This window comes from Staphylococcus equorum (assembly GCF_001747895.1).
Taxonomy (GTDB): Bacteria; Bacillota; Bacilli; order Staphylococcales; family Staphylococcaceae; genus Staphylococcus; species Staphylococcus equorum_A.
Window position 1 is genome coordinate 602,975 of record NZ_LNNB01000009.1, and the last position, 13,930, is coordinate 616,904.

Sequence of the window (13,930 nt, forward strand, 5' to 3'; positions counted from 1 at the left end):
TTTATATACTTTTATTCTAAATCTTCAAGTGTTTGAATGTATTGTTTTATTTTTTCTGGATCATTTATGTGCTGTTTCATATGTTCATATATTTTTTGTCTTTGTTCAAAATTTCGGTATAACCCTAATTTTTCTTCATAATCTTCCACTAAATCGCCAGTTCTTCTTATATTATCATACACTGCTTGGCGACTCACATCAAATGTATCAGCAATCTCACTTAAAGAATAATCTTGTAAATAAAATAATTCTAAATAATTTCTTTGTTTATTTGTTAATAATGATTGGTAAAAGTCAAACAGATAATTCATACGTATCGTTTTAATTAAATCATTTTGACTCATCTGAATTACCTTCAATTTCTGCTTCATTCTGATTTGACTCAGGTGCTTCTTCGACATTTTGCTCAATCATATCAGCGAATAACCCATACACATAGCTTTCAGGATTGAATGGTTGGAGATCATCTAATTTTTCACCTAAACCTACGTATTTAACTGGAATATGAAGTTCATTACGAATTGCTAATACGATACCACCTTTAGCAGTACCATCTAATTTTGTTAATACAATACCTGTAACGTTTGTAACCTCTTTAAATGATTTTGCTTGTGACAATGCATTTTGACCTGTCGTTGCATCAAGACAAAGTAAAACTTCATGAGGTGCCTCTGGTACAGCACGTCCAATAACTCGTTTAACTTTCTCTAATTCATTCATTAAATTGGATTTATTTTGTAAACGGCCTGCAGTATCACATATTAAAATATCTACGTTTTTACTTTTAGCTGCGTTAATTGCATCATACATTACTGCAGCTGGGTCTGAACCTTCTTTTTGGCTCAACACTTCAACACCGACGCGTTCGCCCCATACTTTAAGTTGTTCAATTGCACCGGCTCTGAATGTATCTCCAGCAGCAAGCATTACTTTTTTGCCTTCAGCTTGGTAACGATGCGCTAATTTACCAATTGTTGTTGTCTTACCAACACCATTCACTCCGACCATAAGGATTACATTTAATCCTTCATTTTCTATATTCATCACTTCTGAGTTATCATCATCTTGGTGATAGATTTCAACAATTTTCTCAACAATAACTTCACGTAAATCCTCTGTTTCAGTAATATTGCGACGTTGTGCTTCTTCACGTAATTCTTCTACAAGTTGCATCACAGTATTAAATCCAACATCTGCAGTAATTAACATTTCTTCTAGTGCTTCGAAGAACTCTTCATCTACCTTACGATAACGTGCGAGTAAATTATTAAGTTGTGCTTGGAAATTCTCACGCGATTTTTCTAAACCGGCTCTAAATTTGGCACCGAGCTGTTGTGCTTCAATTTCTTCAAAATCTTCAATAGAGATTAAACCATCATCATCAAAGTCAGCTTCTTTTAATTTTTTAACTTTTTTCGCTGGTTTATCTTGAGTTTCGTCCTCTCTATCTTGTGATGCTTCACCTTGTTGTTCTCCGTCTTGTTGTTCTAATTCTTCAAGTTGTTGCTTTTGTTCTTCTGAAGGTGCTGAAAATTTATCTTTTAATCGTTTGAAAAAGCTCATGTTTGTTCCTCCTTAATCACTTCATCAATCGTATTTAAATTAACACTTACTAGTTTGGAAACTCCAGATTCTTGCATTGTTACACCATATAAGCGATCTGAGAATTCCATTGTACCTTTACGGTGTGTAATCACAATAAATTGAGTTTGGTCTGATAGATTTTTTAAATATTGTGCATAGCGTATCACGTTTGCTTCATCAAGCGCCGCTTCAACCTCATCTAAGATAACAAATGGCGCCGAGCGAACTTTTAAAATCGCAAATAATAATGCAATGGCACTCAAGGCACGTTCTCCACCACTAAGTAGTGACAAATGTTGTAACTTCTTACCAGGTGGTTGCACAATGATATCTACTCCTGCAGATAGATAGTCATCATCTGTTAAGCGGAGTTCTGCTTGGCCTCCGCCAAACAATGATTTAAATACATCTGAAAAATATCCTTGAACGGCATGAAATGTTTCTTTAAAACGATCTTTCACTTCTTGATCCATTTCTTCAATAAGTTGTTCTAAAGTTGTTTTCGCTGCTCTTAAGTCAGCACGTTGTTCATCTAAAAATGTAAAACGCGTATTAATTTCTTCAAATTGTTCAATCGCATTTAAATTAACTGGTCCTAGCTCTTCAATAGACATTTTAGTTAATTTTACTTTTTTGCGTAAAACGTCTATATCTTCATCTAAATCATATAATTCACTCGCACGTTCATATGTTAAGTGATAATCTTCGCTCAAATGATCAATCGCATAATTAATTAATACATCTAAACGGGACTGCTCTGATTTAATATCCTGATAGCGATTTTCTATAGAAAGAATATCTTGATTGGCTTCTTGAAGTTTTTGATCTGTCACTTCAATTGTATCATTCAATTCGAGTCTACGCGATTTAACGTCTTCTATGTTTTGAGATAATTTTACTTTTTCGTCTTTACTTTGTTCCATATTATATTGAATCGTTTCAAATGCTTTTTCGCCGGTCATTTCATCTGAATTAAAGAGTTTAATTTGCTCTTCTAATTTTTGATGTTGCACAATAACATCATTAAGTTGTTTTGCAATTTTTGACTCAGTTTGTTTCTGAGTATTTAAACGTTCTTTTACAACTGCCAAATCGGATTGCTTTTGATGTAATTGTTGCTGGATTTGCGTTGTGCTTTCTTTACCTTCTTTAGAAAGTTTTGTATAAAGATTGATATCATCTTCTAATTTTTGTAGTTGTGTTTTGATTTTAGATAATCTTTGTTTTTTATCATCAAGTGTTTGCTTACTTGTTTCGCTTTGGTAACCATCATTTTTTTCAAATTCAAACTCTTCATGCTCGTCTTTTAAATGCGCTTCACTTTTACGTAATCTGTCTAGTTCTAATTCATAATTATGAGCATTTTGTTTAATAGCATTATAATGTTGACTTGTATCAAAATATTTTTCGCTCAGTTGATCTGACTCATTTTTAATATTTTGAAATTGTTTTTCAAATGCTACTGTTTGCTGTTGATAATCTTCGAGTTGTGCACGCATCGTTGATAGTTCATCTTTTTGAGCTAAAATACTTTTAGATTTACGATCTCCACCGCCCGTCATTGAGCCACCAGGATTCACGATATCCCCTTCTAAAGTCACAATACGCGTACGATAACGAATTTTACGTGCTAATTCGTTGGCGTTTTTCAATTCATCTACAATTATTGTATTACCAAGTAAATTTTGAACTACATTTTGATAATCTGATTCTACTTCAATTGCTTGTGCAGCAATATTAATAAAACCCTCACTATTTTGTGCAGTTTTCATAATTTCATTACTAATTTGGCGAGGTTGAATCACATTGAGTGGTAAAAATGTCGCTCTACCCAAACCGTTTTGTTTTAGATATTGAATTGCCTGTCTACCATCTTTTTCCGAATCTACAATCACATGTTGTAGTGATGCACCAAGTGCAGTTTCAATTGCTTTAGTTAAATCGGATGGCACTTGAATTACTTCAGCAACCGCTCCACGTATCCCTGAAAGTTTATTATTTTTAGCCTTAAGTATATGTTTTACACCATTAAAGAAATAGCTGTATTCTTCCTGTTGCGTGGCCAAACTATCAATACGAGATTTTAATTTATCGTTAAATCGATACGCTTGATGCAATTTTTCTTCGTACTCAGACTGTTGCTGTTTAAGTTGTGTTAATTTTTTTTCATAATTATTGAGCTGTTGCTCAGCATTTTTCAATTCTTTTTGAGTCGTCGCGGTTTGCTTTTCAGCTTCATTAATGTCGCTTTGAATTTTCTTCAGTTGTTCAAAGGCTTCTAGTAACCTACTATCTAAACGGGATTGCTTCGTTTCATTTTCTTGAATGGTATGTTCTAAAAAGCGAATGTCATTATTTACATCAGATTGTTCAGACATAAGTTGATAATATTCATCTTTGATTGTCTCTAATTTTTCGTCATGCTGTTCATCACTGACATAGAGTTGTGATTCAAAGTATTGAATTTTTTCATTTAACTCTTTTTGTTGGTTTTTTAATTTATCTATTTGATTTTGTGCATCTATCTTTTCTTTTTTTAAGGCTTCTGTTTGTATTTTAAGACTTTCTTGTTCTTCTTCAAAACGTGCGTTCGTTTGTGATTGATTTTTCTTACGTTCTTCTAACACGTTAAGTTGTCCTGCATACTTTTCAACTTCTTCTGTCGCTTTAACAAGTTGAAAATTTAATGATTCAATATGTTCATCAAGTTGTTGTCTTTCAGATTTATATTTATTTAATGCTTGTGTATATTGTACTTTCTCTGCATCTTTTGTAGCTTGATGACTCTTTAAATTATTTAAATTATCATCAAGTTCATGAATATTTTTACTATATTGTTCAATATCATAGACCGTTACAAGTACATCACTTCTTTCCATTTCTTTGGAAAGATGTTTATATTCTTTAGCAATAGCTGCTTCTTCTCTTAATGGTTCAACTCGTCCCTCTAAATCATATAGAATATCTTGTATTCTTGAAAGATTGTCTTCTGTTTGGTCGAGCTTTTGTACAGAGGCAGCTTTACGTTTTTTATATTTTAAAACTCCTGCAGATTCTTCTAATATTTGTCTTCTATCCACTGGTTTTGCATTTAGTATTTCATCTACACGTCCCTGCGAAATAATACTAAACGCTTCTTTTCCTAAACCTGAGTCTAGAAATAAATCAATAATATCTTTTAATCTTGCACGGTCATTATTAAGATAATACTCACTTTCACCACTTCTGTATAATCGACGTGTTACAACGATTTCTGTCGCGTCTAATTGTAACTTGCCGGAGCTATTATCTAATTTCAATTTAACTTCTGCATAATTTTGAGCTTTTCGATGTTCTGCGCCTGAAAAAATAATATCTTCCATTTTAGCACCACGCAGTGATTTAGCTGATTGTTCACCTAACACCCATTTTATTGCATCTGTTATGTTACTTTTCCCACTACCATTAGGTCCTACAATTGCTGTTACACCTTCATCAAATTGTACATTTGTGTGCTCCGCAAACGATTTAAACCCAAAGGCATCTATAGATTTCAAATATACCATGCTATTCTCCTTTAAAGTGTTCCTTGCTGTTTCACAGTTTAGAAATACCCATGTATTAACCTGAAGGCTAATATATTTCTTAATTAACTACATTGCTATTGCGAAGGTTTTAACAATATATGATTCACTTCTTATCATATTGTTTTATAACAAAGTTATTTAGCTTTGTTTTTCATTGATTTATATGCGCTTTCTGCTGCTTTTTGTTCGGATTCTTTTTTAGTCTTCCCTTTACCTTCCGCTACTGCAGCATTTTCTAAAATCACTTCAGAAGTAAATAAACGATGATGCGCTGGTCCTTCTTCATTAATTAAACGATAAGTGACATCACCTTTATTTTGTCTATGGACAAATTCTTGAAATTGGGTTTTAAAGTCAACAACGCCATCAAGTTCTTCATCTTCGACATACGGAAAAATAATTTGTTCTGCAAACTTCCACACAGATTCTAAACCTTGGTCTAAATATAATGCACCTACAAATGCTTCAAATGCATCTGATACGAGTGAGGGACGGGTTCTGCCACCTGTTTTCTCTTCACCTTTACCTAACAAGATAAGTTCATTGATTTGAATTTTTTTCGCAAATATTACAAGTGAAGGCTCACAAACAATTGTTGCACGCATTTTTGTTAAATTACCCTCTGGCAATTCTGGATATTTATCAAATAAATAACGTGAAACCGTCAATTCTAATACCGCATCTCCTAAAAATTCTAATCGTTCATTATGCTCTAAACGATTCATATTAAAATCATTTATAAAACTCGAATGCGAAAATGCTTGCTGATATAATTCTATTTGTTTAAAATTCAAGTCTAATTCTTGCATCTTCTGCGCAAATTTTTTTTCAAATGCTTTAACCATTTCTATTTTTTTATAATTGGTCAATCTATTTCCTCCTCAGATTTAATGCTAAAGTACTAATACCTTTATATTTTACGTGAAAATACAATAAAACTAAAGAAAAAACTGTCTACTGTATTTACCATCTATATATCTAGTAAAAATCGCTATAGCAGTATTATCTTACAATATAAATTCTGTTTAAAATCAATAAAAAATCTGAGCCGTCATCTCAACGACTCAGATATTTTTTTATTATTTTTCGATACTATTAATAAAGTTTACTGCGTCACCAACAGTGTTGATTTTTTCAGCTTCTTCATCAGGAATTTCAGTACCAAATTCGTCTTCTAATTCCATAACTAATTCAGCAATATCAAGTGAGTCAGCGCCTAAATCATCTTTGAAAGATGCCTCTTTAGTTACTTTTTCAGCGTCAACACCTAAACGGTCAACGATGATATCTTTTACTTTGTCGAAGTTTTCCACGTCGATTCACCTCCTTTAAAAAATCTAATTATAGACTTATATATTTTCCCACTTTATCAATTGAAATACAAGTAGTATTTCGAATGATTGTACTGTATAACATTATATTAATGGATCTTATACAATAAAGTGTAGTAATGAAGTTGTGACACAATCATTTTAAATCTATACTTTATACCTTATCATAATCTCCTATGTGAGATCAGAAGTTTTACAAAACAAAATTTGTCATGCTGTGTAGCACTTGCTTACATGTACATACCACCATTGACATGTATTGTTTGACCCGTAATATACTTCGCTTTGTCTGAAGCTAAAAATGCTACAGTGTGAGAAATGTCTTGATCTTTCCCAAATTTTGCTAATGGGATTTGTTCTAACATTTTTGCTTTAAGCTCATCACTTAAAGCATCCGTCATATCAGAAACAATAAAACCTGGTGCAACAGCATTTACTGTGATGTTTCTTGAAGCCAGTTCACGTGCTGCTGATTTCGTTAAACCAATTACGCCAGCTTTAGTCGCAACATAGTTTGCTTGGCCTGGATTACCCATAGCTCCAACAACACTTGATAAATTAATAATTGCACCACTCTTTTGTCTTAGCATTTGTGGTGTCACTTTTTGAATACAGTTGAAAACACCTTTTAAGTTTGTATCAATTACGTCATCCCATTCTTGCTCTTTCATACGCATAAGCAAATTATCACGGGTAATACCTGCGTTATTAACAAGGACATCAACTGAACCAAATTCGCCAACAACCGCTTTAATCATTGCTTTTACTTCATCACCATTTGCAACATTTGCTTGAATAGCAAAACTTTCAACGCCTATCGCTTTAATTTCTTCTACGACAGCATCCGCTTTTTCTTTGTTTCCCGAAAAATTCACAGCAACATTGTATCCTTCTTCTGCCAATTGTATCGCTATACTACGTCCTATACCTCTTGAAGCACCAGTTACTAATGCACTTTTAGTCATTTTCATTCCACGCTTTCATATCTTCTAATGTTTGAATTGAAGTTATTTTCACATCTCTATTTATCTTTTTAATTAAACCTGAAAGTACTTTACCAGGACCAATTTCAATAAAGTGATCTACACCTTGATCAATTAACCATTGTGTTGAATCAATGAATTGTACTGGTGAATATAATTGTTTAATCATATTATCCTTAATTACATTTGCATCTGTTTCACCTTTTGCGTGCACATTTTGAACTACAGGGAATTGCGCATCATTCCAATCAAATTGTTCAATATACTCAGCAAAATCGTCTTTGATCACTTGCATCATAGATGAATGAAATGGGCCAGACACAGCAAGTGGTAGGACGCGTTTCGCACCTAATGCTTTACCTTCTGCCACTAATTTATCTATTAATGTTTTATGTCCAGAGACAACGATTTGTCCAGGTGAATTAATATTTGCTGGTTCAATAATTTCTTCATCTGTTGAAAGTTTTTGACATATTGCATTAACATCATCAAAATCCAAACCTAATACTGCAGCCATACTTCCAACACCATCAGGAAAAGCGACGGCCATCAGTTGTCCACGCTTACGAACAATTTGAACTGCATCGTCAAATTTCAATACACCACTCGCTACTAGACTCACATATTCACCTAAACTATGACCCATTGTATAATCAGCATTTAGATTATTAAGTGCTTGTAATAAAGCTGAGCTATGTGTTAGCAACGCAGGTTGTGTATTTTCTGTTTGACCTAATTTGTTTTCTTCATCTGAAAACATTGTTTCTAAAATATCAAAATCCATTTTTGCTTGTGCTTGATTAAGAATCTTTGTTGCAGCATCATTTTGATTAAATAAATCATTTGCCATCCCGACTTTTTGTGATCCTTGGCCTGGGAAGATAATCGCAGTTTTACTCATTTACTTTACCCACCGTTTCTCTCATAGTTTCTACAATATTTTGTTCTCCAGCTATTTTAGCTTGACGGATTGCTGAATAAAAAGCTTTCGCACTAGAACTACCATGTGCTTTTACTACAATGCCATTCAATCCTAATAATACCGAACCACCATATTCTGCATAATCCATTTTTGACATCAAACCATTTAAGTCTTTACGTAATACAAGTGCGGCAATTTTATTCTTGAAACTACTTAGAAGCGTTGTTTTAAGCATTTTACCCATCGCTTTTGCAACACCTTCTAAATTTTTAAGAATCATATTACCAGTATATCCGTCTGTAACTACAACATCAGCTGCATCATCCATTAAACCTTTTGCTTCTACGTTTCCTGTGAAATTGAAGACATTTTGTTCGTCCATCAAACTAAATGCTTTTTTAGTTAATGTGTTACCTTTAGCTGCCTCTGTACCAATATTCAACAAACCTACTGAAGGCTGTTCAACGCCCCTGATTTTTTGGGCATAAACATTGCCTAATTGGGCATATTGTAATAAGTGTTCCGGCTTGGCATCTGCATTAGCACCTACATCCATAAACACAAATCCTTTTCCAGAAATTGTTGGCAAAGTGAGGACTAATGCTGGGCGTTCAACACCCTTAATACGTCCTACTATAAATAAACCAGCAGACATCAATGCACCTGTATTTCCTGCAGATACACAACCATCTGCTTCACCAGCTTTAACCGCTTCAGCCATACGAGCCATTGAGCTATCTTTTTTACGTTTAATCGCTCTAACTGGTTCATCGTCCATCGTAATTTCTTCTGTACAATGACGTACTTCTACACGACCATGTTTGAGTGTGCATTTAGTTTGATCACCAAATAAAATTATTTCTAAATCTTTAAAATCATTCACAGCTTTTTCAACAGCTTCTAAAACGATTTCAGGTGCATCGTCTCCACCCATCATATCAATCGCTATTTTAACCATCTTGTTCATCCTCACTTGTATAATACATTTTGAATGTACCTCTAAATACCAAAGTATCTTTGACATACGAATTTACTTTTATCATATAATATTTACTTGTAATTTCAATCGCTTGTGCATCAGCACATACTGTATCATTTAATTTCACTGTTTTTAAAAATGCTACATTACTTTCCTGAGTTAACACAACAGGTTTATGTATCAGTGCTACACACAGGGAATTCGCTTGTGCAAAAAGTACATGTCCTCTGGCAATTTTATTTCTAGTAAATACAGAATCTTCATCAATATCTATAATTGAAGTTGCGAGTTGATCAGGCTGAACATTTATTACATCGCCTATGATTTCACTACCATCAATGGATCGAATACTTTCATAATTTTTTCTTGCTACGGATTTAATTCGTTTTCTTAGTTCTGGAATATCTAAGTATGTACGATCTAACCTAATAGTTTGAATACTCACTGAAAAAAGTGTACTCAAATCTAAATCTGTAATAAAGGGGTTTTTTTCAATTTCTTTTTTAATTGCTTCGCGTCGTTCTTGTTTTTTTAACTTCATTTTATTCTAACCACCTAAATCACCTAATTTTTAGTACCAAGTCTTAAACATTCCTAACATATCATAACACTTTCTATTTCATTAGCTCAACAAAAAACATACTTCCTTAGATGTTTTTCACGTCAGATATCCAACATAAAAAATATTATAACGTTTAAAACGATTTTCAGTGGGATTAATTAGCAAAATAAATACAAATACTAATCATTCTATATAAATATTTATTAAGATATTGAATTAAATAAAATTGAAATGTATAATTTGAATTGTTTTGAAGATTCATTATATTTATTTTCCAAAAATCATTCCATTAATTGGATACTTTATTTAGGAGGATCTAATGAAAAAAATATTATCAACTACATTACTGTCATGTTCATTATTAGCCTTCACTACAAGCTATGCTGATGCACAAGAAAGTAATAGTATTAAGCCTGAAAGTTTAGAGTCATCAAATACCCCTGCGATTAATAATGATGCAGATGTAGAACAATTTTTACAAAATAATGCACAATCTCTTGTTAACCAATCATCCAAGACTAAACAAGAAACTATCAATAAAGAAGCTTTCAAACAATATAACGTGATAGATAAACAACAAGATAAAACTGGCGTCACACATTACGCATTGAAACCTAAAGTAAACGACATTACATCAGACGGCACAACAATCAAAGTACATGTCAATAAAAACGGTAAAGTAACATTGATAAATGGTAATGTAGATAAACCATACATAAAAGTAGAAAATGAAGCTAAATTATCTTCTGCTAACGCTGAAAACAAAGCTTTTGAAGCAATAGGCAAAGCAAAGTCTGATGTAAAAAACATAAAAAGCTATCCTGTTGTCAGTAAAAACAATATTGATATAAATAGTGATAAACAAAGACTTGTTTATGATATTGAACTTAATTATATTTCTCCTAAAGCAGCACATTGGAAAATCCAAATTGATGCTACTACCGGTGAAGTATTAAAAAAACAAAACGTTATTAAAAATGCAACAACTGAAGGTAAAGGTACAGGCGTTAATGGAGATGAAAAACAACCTTTAAGCGTTACAAAAGCAAATGATTCATATTCATTACTCGATACTTCTCAAGATGCAGTCATAGAAACTAAAACTGCAAATGAAACGACAAATGCCTATTCACCTATTACAAATGACAGCAATCATTTCAATAAAGAAGAACAACGCGCCGGCGTAGATGCCCATTATTATGCCAAAGAAGTCTATGACTATTTCCTCAATAAACATGATAGAAACAGTTATGATAATAACGGCGGTGACATTGATTCGGTCGTTCATTATGACAAAAACTTTAATAACGCCGCCTGGACGGGTCAATATATGATTTATGGTGACGGGGACGGCCAGACGTTTAAGGCATTGTCAGGTGCGAATGATATCGTTGCCCATGAGCTCACACATGCAGTAACAGAACGCACTGCAGGTTTAGAGTATAGTCATCAATCGGGTGCATTAAACGAATCTTTCTCTGACGTTTTTGGTTATTTTGTTGATTCAGACGATTGGTTACTCGGTGAGGATGTTTATACACCGAATAAAGATGGCGATGCATTAAGAAGTTTGAAAAATCCAGAACAGTATAACCAACCTGCGCATATGGATCAATATTTACAAGGCAGCCAAGATAGCGGTGGTGTTCATACCAATAGTGGCATTCCTAACAAAGCTGCATACCTAACAATTAATGCGATTGGCAAAGAAAAAGCTGAACAAATTTATTATTTAGCACTCACACAATATTTAACGCCTAACGCTCAATTTTCTGATGCAAAGGCATCATTAAAAGAAGCTTCTAACCACCTTTATGGTACGAATAGCGAAACATCTAAAGCAATTGAAAAAGCTTGGTCTGACGTAGGCGTTAATTAACAAACATTATACATTCAATTTAAGAACGGGGCCGAGACATAAATACATGTCTCGGCCCTGCTTTTTATACTTTCTCTATTAATCAAAACTCATATATAATAAGTTTTCTTCAACAAATGTTCTCAACATTTGATATTGAGATTCGAAAAAGACACCCGATTGAATCAATTCAGCTGCTTCATCTCTTGCTACTTCTAACATTTTATAATCTTCAACAACATTTGCGACTAAGAAGTCAGGCAAACCACTTTGTTTCACACCAAAGAAATCGCCAGGCCCTCTCATCTCTAAATCACGTTCACTTAATTCAAAACCATCTGTCGTTTGTGTCATAATATTCATGCGCTCTATACCTGTTTCTGTTTTCGGTGAAGCAATGAGTACACAATAACTTTGTTGTTCACTTCTACCTACACGCCCTCTTAACTGATGTAAAGTAGATAAACCGAAACGATCAGCATCATAAATCATCATGAACGTTGCATTAGGTACGTTCACTCCTACTTCTACAACGGTTGTAGATACTAAAACGTCTATTTCATGATTACTAAATTGCTGCATTACTCTATCTTTTTCTTCTGAATGCAACTTACCATGTAGTAACCCTACTTTTTCAGTACCATAATATATCTGTAGCGATTCATACAACTCAACAACGTTCTGTACATCTTCTAAATGCTCAGAACTTTCAATTAGAGGACAAATTACATATGCCTGCCTACCTTTTTTTAATTCCGAAGTCATTTGATTGAGTACACTTTCATAAGCTTCATGTTTGGACCATGAAGTAATAATCGGCTTTCTGCCTTTTGGTAATTGTTTAATGGATGACACATCCATTTCACCAAAAACGGATATAGCTAATGTTCGTGGAATGGGTGTAGCTGTCATGAAAAGGACGTTAGTCATCGCACCTTTTTCTCTCAACAATTGACGTTGATTCACACCAAAACGATGTTGTTCATCTGTTATTACTAGACCTACATTATTAAATACTACATCATCTTGTATTAAGGCGTGTGTGCCGATAATACAATCAATTTCATTATTTTGTAGTTGCTCTAGTAGCAACTTTCGTTTTTTACCTTTTACTGAACCTGTAAGTAAGGCCACATTCATCCTGTCACCGAAAATTCCAACTAAACTTTCTGCATGCTGTTCCGCTAATATTTCAGTAGGCACCATCAATGCTGATTGAAATCCCGCAGTTTTCAGTGCATACATACAGATTGCTGCTACGACAGTTTTACCTGAACCCACGTCACCTTGTAAGAGACGATGCATTCTTATTGGTGCTTTTAAGTCTCTGAATATTTCATTAACACTATGCTTTTGCGCGTCAGTGAGTTCAAATGGAAGGCTGTCTATGAAATATTTCACTAAATTGATATCATAATCTACTTCAATCGCTTCATCTGATGTTTTCTCTAATCGGTTTAACCATTGCATTCGTAACTCAAACATAAATAATTCTGTAAAAGCATATGTTCTACGTGCTTTAAGCAAAGATGCCTTGTCTGTGGCAAAATGCAACGCTTTAATCGTATCCTCTAATGATTCTAATTTATATTTTTGTCTCAATTCATCAGAGAGCCATTCATGTATAGTGACTTCTCCCAACGATTGTCGAATCATATCCCTCAATGGTTTTTGTTTAATGCCTTCTTTAACACGATAAACAGGTTCAAATTGTGAGTTTTGAGTCTCTTGTTGATTAAAAAACATTCTACTGCCATTTATCTCTTGTTTACTTCTATTCCATTTACCTTTTACCGTAACTGTACCATGCAATTCAATTTTCTTTTTTAAATATGGTTGGTTGAAAAAAGTGCATTTTACAGCAATATTATTGACTATGATATGTACGGTTAACTTAGATTTATTACGACCAAAAAAAGCGACAGTAGGCGTCGAATATACTTCTCCTACCACTGTCACTGTCGCTTGATCTTCGGCCGTATTCAAGTCAATTACTGTATTATCTTCGTAACGGGTTGGTAAATATAAAATTAAATCCTCTACAGTATGGATATTTAATTCATTTAATACGGACAACCTTTTCGGGCCCAGCCCTTTTATCTGTGATAAAGGAAAGGGACTATCTATTAAATTGACTTTTGACAT

General features: G+C 33.5%; 11 protein-coding genes. 1 reads left to right on the plus strand and 10 read right to left on the minus strand.

Features of this window, described 5'->3' with window-relative positions:
* Positions 1-11 precede the first annotated feature (11 nt).
* The 9 genes from AST02_RS04800 to fapR all read right to left on the minus strand — a co-directional run bounded on the left by AST02_RS04800 (position 12) and on the right by fapR (position 9,906).
* Positions 12-344, minus strand: coding sequence for a putative DNA-binding protein (locus AST02_RS04800; protein ID WP_069816069.1), 333 nt, complete (start codon positions 342-344; stop codon positions 12-14).
* On the minus strand, positions 331-1,563 hold the full coding sequence (gene ftsY, locus AST02_RS04805; protein ID WP_069816071.1) for a signal recognition particle-docking protein FtsY: 1,233 nt from the start codon (positions 1,561-1,563) through the stop codon (positions 331-333). Before ftsY ends, AST02_RS04800 begins: the two co-directional genes overlap by 14 nt.
* Positions 1,560-5,129 carry a chromosome segregation protein SMC gene (smc, locus tag AST02_RS04810; RefSeq protein WP_069816073.1) on the minus strand — a complete coding sequence of 1,190 codons (3,570 nt, stop codon included), beginning with the start codon at positions 5,127-5,129 and terminating at the stop codon, positions 1,560-1,562. Before smc ends, ftsY begins: the two co-directional genes overlap by 4 nt.
* A gap of 155 nt (positions 5,130-5,284) precedes the next feature.
* Positions 5,285-5,995 (minus strand): ribonuclease III, encoded by a 711-nt coding sequence (gene rnc / locus AST02_RS04815; protein WP_370736906.1) that lies wholly within the window; start codon positions 5,993-5,995, stop codon positions 5,285-5,287.
* A 234-nt stretch (positions 5,996-6,229) separates the two neighbouring features.
* Positions 6,230-6,463, minus strand: a complete 234-nt coding sequence (locus AST02_RS04820; RefSeq protein ID WP_002507883.1) for an acyl carrier protein — start codon at positions 6,461-6,463, stop codon at positions 6,230-6,232.
* 248 nt (positions 6,464-6,711) lie between these two features.
* On the minus strand, positions 6,712-7,446 hold the full coding sequence (fabG, locus tag AST02_RS04825; protein WP_069816075.1) for a 3-oxoacyl-[acyl-carrier-protein] reductase: 735 nt from the start codon (positions 7,444-7,446) through the stop codon (positions 6,712-6,714).
* The gene (fabD, locus tag AST02_RS04830; protein WP_069816077.1) at positions 7,439-8,365 is read right to left on the minus strand and encodes an ACP S-malonyltransferase; all 927 of its coding nucleotides are present in this window, start codon (positions 8,363-8,365) and stop codon (positions 7,439-7,441) included. Before fabD ends, fabG begins: the two co-directional genes overlap by 8 nt.
* Positions 8,358-9,344: a phosphate acyltransferase PlsX gene (gene plsX, locus AST02_RS04835; RefSeq protein WP_069816079.1), complete on the minus strand. Its 987-nt coding sequence runs from the start codon at positions 9,342-9,344 to the stop codon at positions 8,358-8,360. Before plsX ends, fabD begins: the two co-directional genes overlap by 8 nt.
* Complete coding sequence (gene fapR, locus AST02_RS04840) at positions 9,337-9,906, minus strand: transcription factor FapR (protein ID WP_069816081.1); 570 nt, start codon at positions 9,904-9,906, stop codon at positions 9,337-9,339. Before fapR ends, plsX begins: the two co-directional genes overlap by 8 nt.
* Positions 9,907-10,246: 340 nt before the next feature.
* On the opposite strand from fapR, the gene AST02_RS04845 reads away from it, so the two are divergent.
* Complete coding sequence (locus tag AST02_RS04845) at positions 10,247-11,806, plus strand: M4 family metallopeptidase (protein ID WP_069816083.1); 1,560 nt, start codon at positions 10,247-10,249, stop codon at positions 11,804-11,806.
* A gap of 78 nt (positions 11,807-11,884) precedes the next feature.
* Here the strand turns inward: AST02_RS04845 and recG are convergent, their stop codons facing one another.
* The gene (gene recG, locus AST02_RS04850) at positions 11,885-13,930 is read right to left on the minus strand and encodes an ATP-dependent DNA helicase RecG (protein WP_069816085.1); all 2,046 of its coding nucleotides are present in this window, start codon (positions 13,928-13,930) and stop codon (positions 11,885-11,887) included.